Here is a 13,966-nt window from a genome sequence, read left to right as displayed (position 1 = left end):
TCTGCGGCTTGACAGAAGCGCCCGGAGCTGCCTCAGTAACTCACGGTGACGGCTTGGTGACGGCATTCCCGATGGAGTCGGATATTTCGCACCTACGGCGTTTGTGTGGTCAAGCTTATCGCTAAGGTCCGGAAGCGCGCACTACTGGCGGTCGAGCCTCGCGTGAGGAAGGCTGGGGTTCGAGGTCCCCGACCGAAGAACGACTGGTCGGCCTGGGGGGAGGGTGTGTCATGGCTGGTGCGAGCGACAACGGCGGATGGTCGTCGGATGGCGGTTCGCCCGACGACCTGCCCGACCTGCCCGAAGAGTGGGGCGTCATCGTCATCCCGGACGATCTTTCCGAGCTGTCCGACGAGGTCGACGCCATCCGGGCCGAGCTTCGGCTGTCCGGTCCGCCCAATCGCTGGCAACGCCTGCTGCGCCGCCCCGCGGTCCGCCGGCTGCGCCGTTTCGCCGCCACCACGCTGCGCGCTCCGGTGCTGATCATCTCGCTGGCCGTGCTGGTCACCGTGGCCAGCCTGTTCGCTTCGGCCTGGCCCGGGCCGCCGCGTCAGCCGGCCGCCCAGCGCACGGCCTCCACCACGCCCGAGCGGGCGTCCACCCTGCCCGCGCTCGAGCTGGTGGCCTCCGACGGTCAGATGGTGCCGCTGCGGGGCCGGCTACCGGCTGTCATCCTGCTCGTCGACGGCTGCGCCTGCACGGCGCTCATTTCCGACACGATCGACGCCGTCGGGCCCGAGATCGCCGTGATCACGGTGTCCGCGGCGACCGCGTCCGCGTCGGCCGCGGGCACCCCGCCCACCGGCGCCACGCCCCAGGCGAACGGCAAGACCGTGCGCATGCTGAACGATCCGGCCGGCAGCCTGCGCACTCATCTGCGCCTGGAAGCCCCCGACACCACGGCCGCCGCCGTCCTGGTCGACCACGGCACCAACATCGTCCGGGTCATCCCGCGCACGCTGTCGGTCGACGACTTCAAGTCCGACCTGGCCCGGCTCTGAGGCGCTGAAAGCTCAGTCGAAGACGCGCTCGACGGAGTAGCGGAACACCACCGGGCCGTCGTCGCTAACCACGACGTTCAGGCGCACCACGTCGCCCAGGCCGACCTTGAAGGTGTTGGGCGGGCGCTGGTCGGAGCACTGCAGCCCCAGCCCGGAATCCCGCCCGTACTGGCTCAGGCTGACCCGTACGACAGTCTCGGGACCGCCCCGGCAGATCAGCGACACCCGGTACTCGCCTGTCTCGACCGACGCCTCGAAGGACTGGTCGGCTCCGGCCCCGAGCACGGCCGTGGCCGCGTCGGCCTGGCTCCTGGTGTCGGGCAGTTCGCGTTCGACCGCCGCCCGCCACTCGTTGATCTGGGCGTTGCCGCGTTCGGGGGGCGCCGACAGGAACCACCAGACGCCGCCGCCCGCGACGACCAGACCGGCCGTCGCGTACAGGACGGCGCCTCGCGCCCGCTCACCCGTCACGCTGTGACTGTAGAGGCCTCGAGCAGCGTTCCGTAGAGCGTGAGCCCCGGGCCGAAGGCCAGCATCACCACCCGGCGGGGCGGGATCGGGCGGCTGCGCAGCGCGTCCAGCGCCAGCAGGACGGTGGGTGAGGAGCAATTCCCGTACGAAGAAAGCACACCCCGCGAAGGGGCCATTGCCTCGTCGTCGAGACCGAGTTGTTGCTGGACCACGTCGAGGATCTTGGGACCGCCGGGGTGGACCGCCCAGCCGTCCACGTCGCCGATGCTCAGACCGTGCCGGCCCAGCAGGTCGTCGACGAGCTTGCGGACGTGCAGTTCGAGCACGGCCGGCACCCGCGGCGACAGACCCATCCGGAAGCCGAGGTCGGTCACCTCCCACGTCATGTGGTCGGCCGTGGTGGTGTCGGTGACTGCGGCTACATCCCGTACGGCGTACCCGGGACCCTCGGGAGTCAGGACGACCGCGGCGGCCGCGTCCGAGAACAACGCGTGCGACACGATCTGCTGCAGATCCGTGCGGGTGCTGGCCGGCTGCAGGTGCAGGCTGGTCAGCTCGGCGCACAGCAGCAGGGCCGGGCGTTCCCGGGCCACCACGTAGTCGGCCGCCGTGCCCAGCCCGGGCAGCGCCGCGTAGCAGCCCATGTGCCCGACGAAGAGCCGCTGCACGGACGGCGACATGCCCAGGTCACGGGCGAGCAGAATGTCCAGCCCCGGGGTGGCGTACCCGGTGCACGAGCAGACCGCGAACAACCCCAGCTCGTCGGCCCGGATCCCGGCGTCGGTCAGCGCCCGGCCGACCGCCTCTTTGCCCAGCGGCACCGCCTCGACCTGGTAGCGGCGCATCCGCTGCTCGGTGGTCCACTCCGAGACGTCCTCGATCAGCGGGCTGACCGCCGCCTGCCGGGTGCGCACCCCGGAGTTCGTGAAGATCCGCTTGGCCAGCGCGCGCTTGGCGTCGGTGTAGTGCTGCGCGAAGAAGCCTTCCCACAGCTCGTCCTGCACGGCAGGCGGCGGCAGCGCTGTCCCCAGCCCTGCGATGGTCGCGTTGCGATTCATTTGTGCCTCCCCGGCCTGAACCCCGCCGCCCCTGCCAAAAGTGGAAACCTGTCACCAGCGCGGTGCCGAGCCCTCCGAGTCCGCGTCGCCGCCAAGAGCGTCTACCCCGAGCCAGTCCGCACACACATCACTGGTCGCCGGCTGTAGTGATCCGGCTCTCGCGTCCCGGTAGAGCCTTTCCAGCGCGTGGCCGCGGCGCATCGCCGACGTGCCGGCCGCCTCGAGCATCGACGCGGCGACCTCGGCCGCGGTGGTGCCGGCGAGCAGCTTGGCCCGCCACACCCAGCGGTTCGTCTCGGCCTCGCCGGGCTGCTCGTCGACCCGGCGGGCGGCCTCCAGAACAGCCAGGTGGGCGGCGGCGACGGCGGCGTCGGCCCGGCCGATCCGCGACCGGATGGCCGGCAGGTGGCCGAGCTTGCGCTCGTTGACGTGCTCGACCGCCGCGTCCACGGCGGCCCGGGCCACCCCGACGTACACGGCGGCGTAACTGGCCACCATCCAGTGCGGGGCGAGCTGGGCCACCACCAGGGCCAGGCCCTCGACCCCGCCCAGCAGCGCGCCGGCCGGCACGGTGACGTCGACGTGCAGGTCGTGAGAGCCGGTGGCCCGCATGCCGAGCGCGTCCCACGTGGGTTCGACCCGCAGGCCCTCGCCGGCGGGCACGAGGAACTGCGAGACCTGGGAGGGGTCGGCGAGGCTGCGCGCCGCGACCAGATAGGCGTCGGCGTGCCCGGCCCCGGAGCAGAACGTCTTGGACCCACGGATGTGGAAGCCCCCGTCGACCGCCTCGTACGAGGTGCTGAGCTGCGACAGCCGGGAGCCGGCGCCGCGTTCGCTCATGGCCACCGCGTACCACTTGCCCTCGGCCGCCGCCCGCAGCGCGTCGTCCCGGGCCGCGAGCGCCTCGGGCGGCAGGCCCAGGGCGTCGGCCAGTTCGTCGGTGACGCCGGCCAGGGCGCCGGTCACCGAGGCGTGCATGTTGAAGATCAGCGCGGTCGCGCCGTTGCCCCGGGCCAGCTCGTACGCGGTCGCGGCGTACTGGGCGAAGCTGGCGCCCCGCCCGCCGAGTCTTTCCGGCACCATCAGCCCGAACAGGCCCGCGTCCCGCAGGTCGGCGAAGTCGTCGGCGGGAAAGCTGCCGTCCCGGTCGTGCGCGGCGGCACGGGCCGCGAACCGGGGCGCCAGCCGACGGGCTTCCGTGGTCATGCGGGCTCCTCTGATTTGCGGCCGCGCCCCTGATAGAGCACGGCGGTGGAACGGGTGGGGACGATGCTGCCGAGGGGCCGGCCGTTGGGCTGCACGCCCGGGCTCAGCCAGCGGATCAACCCGGGAACACTCGGCCGGGCGCCGCGCACTTCCAGCCGTACGCCATGGGAAGCGCACTCCGCGGCCAGCCGGCGCGGGTCGACGAACAGCGCCGGATCGTGCAGCCCGACCGGGGCCAGACCGATCAGCTCGCCCAGCGTGACCGTGACGAACCGGCTGAGCGGGTTGTCATTGACGGTGTCGAGCACCAACAGGCCGCCCGGCTTGAGCACCCGGCACAGCTCGGCCACGGTGCCCGGCAGGTCGGTGACGTGCTCGAGGATCTCACCGGCGGCCACCACGTCGGCCGAGGCGGTGGCCAGCGGCAGCGCCGTCACGTCGCCGCGCACCGGTTCGACGCCGCGGGCGGCCGCCTGGCTCAGCCCCACCGAGCGCAGATCGACCCCGATGTGCCGGTAACCCTTTCCGGCCACGTGCGGCGCGAGCAGGCCGCCGCCGCAGCCGGCGTCGACGAGCACGGCCCCGGCCGAACCGGCCGGCGGGATCAGCCGCGCGCGGGCCGCGGCCAGCCAGTGCAGCAGTTCGAAGTGGCCGCCGGGACGCCACCACTCGCCGGCCAGGTCGTCGTACTGACGCGGATCGTTACGCGGCATCGACGGCATGTGATCGAGCGTGGCATGACAACGGCACACCCGCCACACTGCTCGCATGTCCCGAGCGCTGGCAGTGATCAAGTCGTCTCATCCGGAGCCCGGCGGGGCCGTCACCGTGGCGATGACTCTGCTGGCGATCGGGGTCGGTCACCGGGGCTGGTCGATCCTGGGCGTCTTCCTGGCCGTGGGGGCGACCCAGCTGGCCGTGGGCTGGGTCAACGACTGGCTCGACGCCGACCGCGACCGGGTCACCGGGCGGACGGACAAGCCGGTCGCCTCGGGGGCGGTCTCCCGGCGTACGGTCGGCATCGCCGGGCTCGTTGCCGCGCTGGCCATTCCGCTGCTGGGGCTGCCGTTCGGGCTGTGGCCGACGATCCTGATCACGCTGGTGGGCGTGTTCGCGCTGCTCTACGACTGGCCGCTGAAGTCGACCGCGCTGTCGGTGGTGCCCTACATCGTGGCGTTCGGGCTGCTGCCGGCGTTCGTCGTGGTGGCGTTGCCGGGCCGACCGGCCCCGCCCGCGTGGCTGGTCGCGGCGGGAGCGCTGCTGGGGGCGGGGGCCCACTTCGCGAACGTGCTGCCCGATCTCGCGGATGACGCGGCCACGGGCGTACGGGGTCTTCCGCACCGCCTCGGCGCCACCGGTTCCACCGTCGCGGCCGCGCTGCTTCTGCTGAGCGCCACCCTCACGCTGGTCTTCGGGCCGCCCGGGCCGCCGTCGTGGGCCGGCTGGGCGGGCGCCGCGGCCGCCGTCGTGGTCCTTCCTTTCGGGTGGTACGCCACCACGCGCGCACGGGGACGCGGAGTCGCCATGTTCCGGGCCGTGATCGTGGTCGCCCTCATCGACGTTCTGCTGCTCATCTTCAGCGGCCGGGTGGTGTGATTGGACGGGTCGCCGCACGCGCTCGATCGCCGACCTCTAGGCTGAGCGTGTTCGAGGTATCGAGCTCTGCTTGGAGGATCGTGATGCGCTCGCTGGGAACCCGTCGCGTGGCGCTGGCCGCGGGTGCCGCGACGGTCGCCGTGCTGGCGCTGGGCGCCTGCTCGGCCGGCCAGGTCGCCGAGACGGCCCTGCTGCAGGCGCCGGTCTCGGGCCTGAGCACGCAGAGCCCCGACGGCCGCGTGCAGATCCGCAACCTCCAGGTCATCTACAGCGACCCCGAGGGCTACCCGGCCAACGGCGACGCCCCGATCGAGGTCGGCCTGTACAACCAGACCACCGAGCCGGTCACCATCCTGATCAGCAGCAAGCCGCTGCAGAACGAGACCGAGGGCGTCGTGTCGGCCCGCCAGATCGGCCTCTCCGGTGGCTCCGCCGCCGCGTCGCCGAGCGCGAACCCCGAGCCGTCGGGCGGCCCGTCCGGCTCGTCGGCCCAACCCGGCGACCCCAACCAGGCCGGCAGCATCCCCGACCCGTCGGGCCGGCCGAGCGAGCCCAGCAACGCCCCGACGTCGGCTCCGGCCGCCGCTACCCTGCAGCCGGCCCGCATCACCATCCCGGCCCTGAGCAGCGCGACGTTCCTGCCCGACGACGACCAGAAGCTGGTCGCGGCCGCCCTGAGCGACGAGCTCAAGCCCGGCAACTCGCTGAGCCTGGTCTTCGAGATCAGCGGCTACTCGCAGCCGCTCGAGGTGCTGGCCCCCGTAGCCATCCCGCTTTCCCCGGCCTCCCGCGCGCCGGTGGACAGCGAGGAGAACGAGTAAAGATGTCGTACCGCCCCGCTAGCTTTGCGGGGTGACATCGTCCCGCACGGCGGCCAAGGCCGCCCGCCCCGCCTACGTCTGTGACGCCTGCGGCCACCAGCCGCCCAAGTGGCTGGGCCGCTGCCCCGAGTGCGGCGAGTGGGGCTCGGTCATCGAGTCCACGGTGAGCACTCCGCTCGGCGCCGGCCGGGTCGTCAGCTCCCGCCTGCCGGCCGAACCGGCCCGTCCCATCGCCCAGATCAGTGCCGCCCCGGCCAAGGCCGTGCCGACCAATGTGGGCGAACTCGACCGCGTGCTGGGCGGTGGCCTGGTGCCGGGCGCGGTGGTGCTGCTGGCCGGCGAGCCCGGTGTGGGCAAGTCCACTCTGCTGCTCGATGTGGCTCAGCAGTGGGCGGCCGGCGCCGGCACCCCGTCCCTGGTGGTCAGCGGCGAAGAATCGGTGAGCCAGGTGCGCCTGCGGGCCGAGCGTCTGGGCGCCCTGCACGACCAGCTCTACCTGGCCTCCGAGAGCGATCTCGGCGCCGTGCTGGGCCACCTTGACGCGGTCAAGCCCGGCCTGCTGATCGTCGACTCGGTGCAGACGATCTCGGCCCCTGGCACCGAGGGCGTCTCGGGCGGCGTCACCCAGGTCCGGGCGGTCACCGCGGCGCTGGTCGGCGTGGCCAAAGAGCGGGGCATCGCCACCGTGCTGGTGGGTCACGTCACCAAGGACGGTCAGGTCGCCGGCCCTCGCGTCCTCGAGCACCTGGTCGACGTCGTGCTGCACTTCGAGGGCGACAAGCACTCCTCGCTACGCCTGGTGCGCGGCGTGAAGAATCGGTACGGCGCGGCCGACGAGGTGGGCTGCTTCGAGATGAACGAGAGCGGCATCGCCAGCCTGCCCGACCCGTCCGGCCTTTTCTTGACCCGCTACAACGAGCCCGTGCCGGGCACCTGCGTGACCGTGGCCATGGAAGGCCGGCGCGCGCTGGTCACCGAGGTGCAGGCCCTGATCGGGGCCGAGGTGCAAGGTTCCCCCCGGCGTACGGTGTCGGGCCTCGACAGCGCCCGGCTGGCCATGGTGCTGGCCGTGCTCGAACGCCGCACCAAGCAGCTCAAGCTCTACAACCGTGAGGTCTTCGCGGCCACGGTGGGCGGCATCCGGCTGATCGAGCCGTCGGCCGACCTCGCGATGGCGCTGGCCGTGGCCTCCGGCGGTCTCGACCTGGCGATGGCGCCCCACCTGGTGGCGATCGGCGAGGTCGGCCTCACCGGCGAGATCCGGCGGGTCGGCGCCGTGGGCCGGCGGCTGGCCGAGGCGGCCCGGCTCGGCTTCAAGGTGGCCCTCGTGCCGCCCGGCTGCGCCCCCGAAGCTCCGCGTGGCATCGAGGTGATCGAAGTGAGCGATCTGCGCTCGGCGCTGCAGTCCGCGGCCCGGGCGTCGGCCGCCTCCGGCGGTGACCGACGGTGACGTTTCATCACGCTACGGAGCATTCATCGAACCACGGCTCGTTGCTGTGGATGACAGTCCGTAGAATGTCCAGGTGCCGCTCGACCGCGATGGTTCCAAACCCGCCGCCGCCAGCCCGACGCCACGACCCGGCGTCAACGGGTCGGTGCACCGTCCGGCAGCCACCGGCGCCGGTCCCGGTCTCACGGGCGGCGGGGTGAGCGCCGATCCGCTCCGCGCCAATCTGGCCCTGATGGCGCCCGGAACGGCGCTGCGCGACGGGCTGGAACGCATCCTGCGCGGGCGCACCGGCGCGCTGATCGTGCTCGGGCACGACGCCGTCGTCGAGAGCATCTGCACCGGCGGCTTCCCGCTCGACGTCGAATTCTCCGCGACCAGGCTGCGTGAGCTGTGCAAGATGGACGGCGCCGTGGTCATGTCGAGCGACGGCACCCGCATCGTGCGGGCCGCCGTCCACCTCATGCCCGACCCGGCGATCCCGTCCGAAGAGTCCGGCACCCGCCACCGCACGGCCGAGCGGGTGGCCAAGCAGTCCGGCTTCCCGGTCATCTCGGTGAGCCAGTCGATGCACATCATCGGCCTGTACGTGAACGGGCAGCGCCACGTCCTCGACGACTCGGCCGCCATCCTGTCCCGGGCCAACCAGGCCCTGGCCACCCTCGAGCGGTACAAGCTGCGGCTCGACGAGGTCTCCGGCACTTTGTCGGCGCTCGAGATCGAAGACCTGGTGACTGTGCGTGACGCCGTCGCGGTCGTGCAGCGGCTCGAGATGGTGCGCCGCATCGCCGACGAGATCTCCGGCTACGTGGTCGAGCTGGGCACCGACGGCCGCCTGCTGGCCCTCCAGCTCGACGAGTTGATGGCCGGCGTCGACTCCGACCGCACGCTGGTCATTCGCGACTATCTGCCCACCGGCCGCAAGGCCCGCACGCTGGACGAGGCGCTGGTCGAACTCGACCTGCTCACCGCGACCGAGATGATCGACCTGGTGGCCGTGGCCAAGGCGATCGGCTATCCCGGCGCCAGCGACTCGCTCGACGCGGCCGTCTCCCCGCGCGGCTTCCGCCTGCTGGCCAAGGTGCCGCGCCTGCCCACCCAGATCGTCGACCGCCTGGTCGACCACTTCGGCAGCCTGCAGCGCCTGCTGGGCGCCACGGTCGAAGACCTGCAGGCCGTCGACGGCGTCGGCGACGCGCGGGCCCGGGGCGTCCGCGAGGGCCTGTCCCGCCTGGCCGAGGCGTCCATCCTGGAACGGTACGTCTGAGGCTGCCCTGGGCCGGCCCGGCCCCGGTGGTGATGACGGCGGCGCTGGTGGTCTTCGCCTACGGCACGGGCGCTCATGTCGTGCAGCTGGCGGTGGGCGGGCTCGACCCATATCCCACGATGCCGGGCTGGCTGGCGGTCTATTTCGTGTCGCTCACGGCGCTCGACGCGGCGGCGGTCGTGCTTCTGCTGTTCAGACCGGCCGCGGGGTTGGTGCTGGGGGCGTTCATCCTGATCACTGACGCATTGGCCAACGGCTACGCCAACTACGTGGTCGACCATGCGGGCGGCGTGACGCCGGGGCGGATCGGCCAAGCGGTGATCAGCGCCTTGGCCGTGGCTCTCGTAGTTGTCCTCCCCCGCACGCTGCGCGCCGTTCGGACGCAGCCGGCTGCGGTCTGACCGCGCGCGCTGTTGCACCGCTCCACCAAACCCGCCCCGCCGCGCCGCCCGGTCGGCGATCCAACCGGTTGGTTGGCCGCGCGAGCGTGCGGACCATCTTCGCGTCGCGCCGCCCGGTCGGCAATCCAACCGGTTGTTGGCTGCGCCAGCATGCGGCCCACCCATTTGCGCTGCGCTGCGCCGCCCGGTCGGCAATCCAACCGGTTGGTTGGCTGCGCCAGCAGGCGGCCCCCCATTTGCGCTGCGCTGCGCCGCCCGGGCGGCAATCCAATTGGTTGGTTGGCTGCGCGAGCGCGCGGCCGAGCTCGTGCGCTGCGCCGCCGGGTCGGCAATCCAACCGGTTGGTTAGCAAGCATGCGACTGTCCTTCGCGCCGGACCGCTTCCGCTCCGTCCGGCACCGGGTCCACCTTTGGGTTGATCGCCCGGTGGCTTGGTCTGTCCTGGGTTCGATGTGGGAGACGGGCGGACATTCTTAAGATCAACTGCCATGGCGGGGAATCGGAACGTGGTCTGGGTGGCGCCTCTGGCGGGTCTGTTGCTGGGGGTGCTGGACTTCGTCTGGATCAAGTACGTGCCCTCGCCGTTCGGGGAGCTGGGCAACTCGATGGCCGTCTGGGCGGTCGTGGCGTTCCTGCTCACCTGGCGCTTCTGGTGGTCGCTGCCGGTCAGCCTGGCGGCAGCGGTCGTCTGCCTGGTCGTCGCCGGGCCCAGCTACTACCTGGCGGCCGCGCTGATCCAGAACGATGACTGGTCGAACCTCTACAACACGAACGCATTCGTCTGGATGGGCTTCGGCGTCATCGCCGGGCTGGTGTTCGGCGCGGCCGGAGTGTTCGCTCGCACGCCGGGGCGGTGGCAGGCCGTGGCCGTGGCGGTTCCCGTCGCCGTCCTGTTCGCGGAGGCGGTGATCAACGCCCGGCGGGTCGGTGATCCGTCGTACGACGGCTCCGACCAGATCGGCGTCATGGCCGTGCTGGTCTTCCTCGGTGTGGTGCTCATTCCGCTGGCCGGCCGCTCGTGGCGGCGGCAAGGGCTGGTCCTGCTCTACGCCCTGCCGCTGACCGTGATCGGCTACGTCCTGCTGTCGGTCACCGGGTTCCGCTGATACGAGCGGCGGTGACTCCGCCCATCGCAAGCCGCGCGGACAGCAGCAGCGCGCCGACGCTACGGCAAAAACTGCAGCCGCCGACGCGGTCGCTCAGAACGGCAGGGGCTCGTCGATGTCGTTGGCGTGGTCGGTGACGGCGGCGCCGGTGACCGTCGCGCGTACCGGAAGGATTTCGAGGCAGCGCCGGACGGCGGTGGCCATGTGCGGGTTGGGCACGCGCATCGAGACCGTGCAGTGGGGCACCCAGCGGCCCGGCCGGTAGAGGTCCCACACCTCGACCCCGGCCTGGTCCAGGCGCTCGTGCACCCGGCGATGGTGGTCCAGCAGCTCGGCCGTCGGCGTGACACCGAGCCACAGCACCCGTCCGACGAACTGGCCGACGAAGTCGAGGTCGAGGGTCAGCCCGCGCCCGACCGGCAGACCGTCCAGGGCTTCGGCCACGGCCGCCGGGGCCAGAGTGCGGGCGGCGGCCAGCGACACGTGCGGGCGATGCTTCTGTTGCAGCAGGGAGGCCATCGTCGGGATGCCCTCGGCCTCCAACGCGCGCCACAGGGTGCGTACCCGGCGGGTGGCGTCGACGTCCAGGTACAGCTCGAGGGCGGCGACCACCTACTGCGTGATGGTCAGCGTGACCGGGTTGCTGACCAGGGTGCCGAGGCGGGCCCGCAGCTCGAACTGGCCGGGCGGCGGGTTCGGGCCGGCCGGCGAGCCACCGGTGCAGGTGCTCGACTGGCGGCCGTTCCAGGTCACCTTGTACGTCAGTTCCTGCCCGGCCGGCAGCTGGCGCACGTCGCCGCCCTTGGCGTTGCTGCACGTGTCGGACGACCAGTACTTGTGGGCGCCCTGGTCGATGTAGAGCTCTTGCGGGTCGGCGCCGACATCGCGCGCGCAGGTCCGCTGGCTGACGTTCTTGACCTTGAGCTCTATCTGGACGGGCGCGCCGCGCTTGAGGTTGGTCGAGGCCGGCACCGGCGTCACGGCCAGCTCACCGTCGGCGCAGGAGCCGTCGGCCGGGACGTTGACGTTGTTGTTCTGGCCGGTCGCCGTGCCCGGGTTGGCGCCCGTGCCCGTTCCGGTGCCTGTTCCCGTGCCGGTGCCGGTGCCGGTTCCGGTGCCGCCGGTGGGAGGCAGCGTCGCCTGTGAACCGTCGTTGCCGGGCGGCTGGGTCTGCAGGTCGCCGGGCGCGGGCAGGGAGGGGTTGGTGCCGCCAGGCACACCGTCGAGGAAGGACGGGCCGGGCGATTCCGGCTCGGAGCTGGGCAGCTGCGTCGAGGCCGACGTCGGACTCTGGCCCTTCCGGGAGTCGTCGTCGCCGCCACCGGTGCAGGATACGAACAGCACGATGATGCCGAGCAGCACTGCGCCCAGCACGACCGCACGACGCCGCCAATAGACGGCGGATGGAAGGGGACCAACCGTCGCTCGCATGATGGGCACACGTTAAACCCGCGCGCCCGCGAGGGAGGACGCGACGCGCCGGGGCGTATGCGACAACGACTCGCAAAAATCGCTACAAGTAGACCTTGCGCTGGTAGATCGCGTGCGCGCCGGCGACCCGATCGAGGAACAACTTTCCGGCGCAGTGATCGATCTCGTGCTGCAGGGCCCGCGCCTCGAACGCGTCGGTGGTGATCTCGACCGGCTCGCCGCTGCCGGGCAGGGCCGCCGACACCACGATCCGGCCGGCCCGTTTCACGTCGCCGGTCAGGTCGGGAACGGACATGCAGCCCTCGCGGCCGGCCTTCCACCGGCTGGCCTCGATGATCTTGGCGTTGCAGAGGACGAACGTGCCGTGCGTGGTGGCCGCCTTGGGGTGGCCGGTGACGTCGACGGCGAAGATCTGGGCGCCCACGCCGACCTGGGTCGCGGCCAGGCCGACGCACCCGGGCGAGACCCGCATGGTGGCGACCAGGTCGGCCGCGAGCTGCACGACCGCCGGGTCGGCCGGGTCGACCTCGTCGCCGACCGTGCTCAGCACCGTCGCCGGGGCGGTGACCACCGGGAGGACGTTGCCCTGCGGCCCGTCCCATGCCACGGGCGCGGTCACAGGATCTCCGACTCGGCGCGGCGCAGGGTCACCTCGACGCCCAGTTCGGCCGCGGCCACCGCCAGCTGCTCGGCGAGTTCGTCGGAGACGCCGGCCGGCAGGTCCACTTCGGCGATCAGCACGTAGAGGGCGCCGGTCAGCCGCGTACTCAAATCGGTGATGTTTCCGCCCGCGGCGGCGACCACGCGGGTCACCGCGGACACGATGCCGAGCCGGTCGGCGCCGTGCACACTCACGACGTACGGATCACCGCCGTCCGATTTGTCAAACTCGGGGGCGACCGACCGCACGGAGGTGACCACGTCGCCGAGGGAGGACAGCGCGGCGCTCGCCTCGTCCACGGCGGGACCCGTGCAGATCAGGGTCATCGTGAAGTGGCCGCGCAGGCGGGTCATGGTGGAGTCGGTCAGGTTGGCCCCGACGCCGGCCAGGGCCTCGGCCACGTCGGCGACGATGCCGGTCCGGTCGGGACCGATGACGGTGATGGCGAGCTCATGCACCTGCTTACAGTAAGACCTGCCATGACTCTCGCCGATGACGCCATCACGTGGTTCGACCACAACGCCCGCGATCTGCCCTGGCGGCAGCCCGACACCACTCCCTGGGGGGTCCTGGTGAGCGAGGTGATGCTTCAACAGACCCCGGTCGTACGCGTGGAGCCCGCCTGGCGCTCCTGGATGACCCGCTGGCCCACCCCCGCCGACCTCGCCGCCGACCCGCCGTCCGAGGCGATCCGCATGTGGGGCCGGCTCGGCTATCCCCGCCGGGCGATGCGGCTGCACGCCTGCGCGGTGGCGATGGTCGAGCGGCACGGCGGTGAGGTGCCCTCCGACCTCGAGCAGCTGCTGGCGCTGCCGGGCGTCGGCACCTACACCGGCCGGGCGGTGGCGACCTTCGCGTACGGCCAGCGCCACCCCGTGGTCGACACGAACGTCCGCCGCGTGGTGTCCCGGGCCGTCGAGGGCAAGCCCGACGCGGGTCCGTCCACCACCGCGGCCGACCTGGTCGCCATGGCCGACCTGCTGCCCGAGGAGCCGGCCCGGGCGGCGCGGGCCAGCATCGCGTTCATGGAGCTGGGCGCCCTGGTCTGTGTGGCCCGCTCGCCTCGCTGCCCCGAGTGCCCGTTCGAGGCGGTCTGCGCCTGGCGGCTCAGCGGCTCGCCCGCGCTGGAGGGGCCGAGCCGCAAGCCGCAGCGGTACGCGGGAACCGACCGTCAGGTGCGCGGGCTGCTGCTGGAGGTGTTGCGGCACGCCACCGGCCCGGTCCCGCGGCAGCGCCTCGATCTGGTGTGGAACGACGACGTGCAACGGGCGCGAGCGCTGGCCGGGCTGGTCGAGGACGGGCTGGTCGAGCCGCTCGCGGCGGAGGTGTTCGTGCTCGCCGGGGACGCTCCGCGCGTACCGCCGCAATCTCTGTAATTGGCACCTGACTTTCCGCGGGCTTGCGTCTATGGTGAACGCTAACATCGACCGGTCTCACGCGGACAGTTACGTCTAGGTGCAGTAATGGCGCCACCGGCCATGCACTGGATACCTCGTTGTT

General features: G+C 72.1%; 16 protein-coding genes. 8 read left to right on the top strand and 8 right to left on the bottom strand.

From position 1 onward, the window contains the following. Positions 1-230: 230 nt before the first annotated feature. Complete coding sequence (locus OWR29_RS31885; protein WP_267567081.1) at positions 231-1,001, top strand: hypothetical protein; 771 nt, start codon at positions 231-233, stop codon at positions 999-1,001. Between the two features lie 12 nt (positions 1,002-1,013). On the opposite strand, the gene OWR29_RS31880 is transcribed toward OWR29_RS31885, so the two are convergent. The 4 genes from OWR29_RS31880 to OWR29_RS31865 are packed head-to-tail and all read right to left on the bottom strand — an operon-like array spanning position 1,014 to position 4,458. Next, positions 1,014-1,472 (bottom strand): DUF6023 family protein, encoded by a 459-nt coding sequence (locus OWR29_RS31880; protein ID WP_267567080.1) that lies wholly within the window; start codon positions 1,470-1,472, stop codon positions 1,014-1,016. Then, positions 1,469-2,530 (bottom strand): type III polyketide synthase, encoded by a 1,062-nt coding sequence (locus OWR29_RS31875; RefSeq protein WP_267567079.1) that lies wholly within the window; start codon positions 2,528-2,530, stop codon positions 1,469-1,471. The genes OWR29_RS31880 and OWR29_RS31875 overlap by 4 nt, the downstream gene beginning before the upstream one ends. A gap of 51 nt (positions 2,531-2,581) precedes the next feature. Then, a complete protein-coding gene (locus OWR29_RS31870; RefSeq protein WP_267567078.1) occupies positions 2,582-3,736 on the bottom strand; it encodes an acyl-CoA dehydrogenase family protein in 1,155 nt (384 codons plus the stop codon). After that, a complete protein-coding gene (locus OWR29_RS31865; RefSeq protein ID WP_267567077.1) occupies positions 3,733-4,458 on the bottom strand; it encodes a methyltransferase domain-containing protein in 726 nt (241 codons plus the stop codon). Before OWR29_RS31865 ends, OWR29_RS31870 begins: the two co-directional genes overlap by 4 nt. Before the next feature lie 46 nt (positions 4,459-4,504). Between OWR29_RS31865 and OWR29_RS31860 the strand changes: the two genes are divergently transcribed. The 6 genes from OWR29_RS31860 to OWR29_RS31835 all read left to right on the top strand — a co-directional run bounded on the left by OWR29_RS31860 (position 4,505) and on the right by OWR29_RS31835 (position 10,374). Continuing rightward, positions 4,505-5,332, top strand: coding sequence for a UbiA family prenyltransferase (locus OWR29_RS31860; RefSeq protein ID WP_267567076.1), 828 nt, complete (start codon positions 4,505-4,507; stop codon positions 5,330-5,332). A gap of 83 nt (positions 5,333-5,415) precedes the next feature. Next, a complete protein-coding gene (locus OWR29_RS31855) occupies positions 5,416-6,153 on the top strand; it encodes a hypothetical protein (RefSeq protein ID WP_267567075.1) in 738 nt (245 codons plus the stop codon). A 31-nt stretch (positions 6,154-6,184) separates the two neighbouring features. Beyond that, positions 6,185-7,603, top strand: a complete 1,419-nt coding sequence (gene radA / locus OWR29_RS31850; RefSeq protein WP_267567074.1) for a DNA repair protein RadA — start codon at positions 6,185-6,187, stop codon at positions 7,601-7,603. 73 nt (positions 7,604-7,676) lie between these two features. Then, a complete protein-coding gene (gene disA / locus OWR29_RS31845; protein WP_267567073.1) occupies positions 7,677-8,867 on the top strand; it encodes a DNA integrity scanning diadenylate cyclase DisA in 1,191 nt (396 codons plus the stop codon). 32 nt (positions 8,868-8,899) lie between these two features. Further along, positions 8,900-9,268, top strand: a complete 369-nt coding sequence (locus OWR29_RS31840; RefSeq protein ID WP_267567072.1) for a hypothetical protein — start codon at positions 8,900-8,902, stop codon at positions 9,266-9,268. A 488-nt stretch (positions 9,269-9,756) separates the two neighbouring features. Then, entirely contained in the window at positions 9,757-10,374 is a 618-nt protein-coding gene (locus tag OWR29_RS31835; protein ID WP_267567071.1) for a DUF6518 family protein, read from the top strand. Positions 10,375-10,467: 93 nt separating this feature from the next. Here the strand turns inward: OWR29_RS31835 and OWR29_RS31830 are convergent, their stop codons facing one another. The 4 genes from OWR29_RS31830 to OWR29_RS31815 form a co-directional block, all read right to left on the bottom strand. After that, entirely contained in the window at positions 10,468-10,986 is a 519-nt protein-coding gene (locus OWR29_RS31830) for a 2'-5' RNA ligase family protein (protein ID WP_267567070.1), read from the bottom strand. Continuing rightward, on the bottom strand, positions 10,987-11,805 hold the full coding sequence (locus OWR29_RS31825; protein ID WP_267567069.1) for an adhesin: 819 nt from the start codon (positions 11,803-11,805) through the stop codon (positions 10,987-10,989). It abuts the gene before it with no gap. Between the two features lie 82 nt (positions 11,806-11,887). Next, positions 11,888-12,424 carry a peptide deformylase gene (def, locus tag OWR29_RS31820; RefSeq protein WP_267567068.1) on the bottom strand — a complete coding sequence of 179 codons (537 nt, stop codon included), beginning with the start codon at positions 12,422-12,424 and terminating at the stop codon, positions 11,888-11,890. After that, positions 12,421-12,924, bottom strand: coding sequence for a glycine cleavage system transcriptional repressor (locus OWR29_RS31815; RefSeq protein WP_267567067.1), 504 nt, complete (start codon positions 12,922-12,924; stop codon positions 12,421-12,423). The genes def and OWR29_RS31815 overlap by 4 nt, the downstream gene beginning before the upstream one ends. 21 nt (positions 12,925-12,945) lie before the next feature. Between OWR29_RS31815 and OWR29_RS31810 the strand changes: the two genes are divergently transcribed. Next, a complete protein-coding gene (locus OWR29_RS31810; protein ID WP_267567066.1) occupies positions 12,946-13,842 on the top strand; it encodes an HhH-GPD family protein in 897 nt (298 codons plus the stop codon). Positions 13,843-13,966 lie beyond the last annotated feature (124 nt).

The organism is Paractinoplanes pyxinae (assembly GCF_026626335.1).
Classification (GTDB): Bacteria; Actinomycetota; Actinomycetes; order Mycobacteriales; family Micromonosporaceae; genus Actinoplanes; species Actinoplanes pyxinae.
Note: the sequence above shows the minus strand (reverse complement) of the source record. Positions and strands in the feature narration are given on the sequence as shown.

Bases quoted from the DNA above. Each gene is read 5' to 3' on its own strand.
- OWR29_RS31885 (WP_267567081.1), top strand. From the start codon at position 231: ATGGCTGGTGCGAGCGACAACGGCGGATGGTCGTCGGATGGCGGTTCG.
- OWR29_RS31875 (WP_267567079.1), bottom strand. From the start codon at position 2,530: ATGAATCGCAACGCGACCATCGCAGGGCTGGGGACAGCGCTGCCGCCG.
- OWR29_RS31865 (WP_267567077.1), bottom strand. From the start codon at position 4,458: ATGCCGTCGATGCCGCGTAACGATCCGCGTCAGTACGACGACCTGGCC.
- OWR29_RS31825 (WP_267567069.1), bottom strand. From the start codon at position 11,805: ATGCGAGCGACGGTTGGTCCCCTTCCATCCGCCGTCTATTGGCGGCGT.
- OWR29_RS31860 (WP_267567076.1), top strand. From the start codon at position 4,505: ATGTCCCGAGCGCTGGCAGTGATCAAGTCGTCTCATCCGGAGCCCGGC.
- OWR29_RS31835 (WP_267567071.1), top strand. From the start codon at position 9,757: ATGGCGGGGAATCGGAACGTGGTCTGGGTGGCGCCTCTGGCGGGTCTG.
- OWR29_RS31855 (WP_267567075.1), top strand. From the start codon at position 5,416: ATGCGCTCGCTGGGAACCCGTCGCGTGGCGCTGGCCGCGGGTGCCGCG.
- OWR29_RS31840 (WP_267567072.1), top strand. From the start codon at position 8,900: ATGACGGCGGCGCTGGTGGTCTTCGCCTACGGCACGGGCGCTCATGTC.
- OWR29_RS31870 (WP_267567078.1), bottom strand. From the start codon at position 3,736: ATGACCACGGAAGCCCGTCGGCTGGCGCCCCGGTTCGCGGCCCGTGCC.
- OWR29_RS31810 (WP_267567066.1), top strand. From the start codon at position 12,946: ATGACTCTCGCCGATGACGCCATCACGTGGTTCGACCACAACGCCCGC.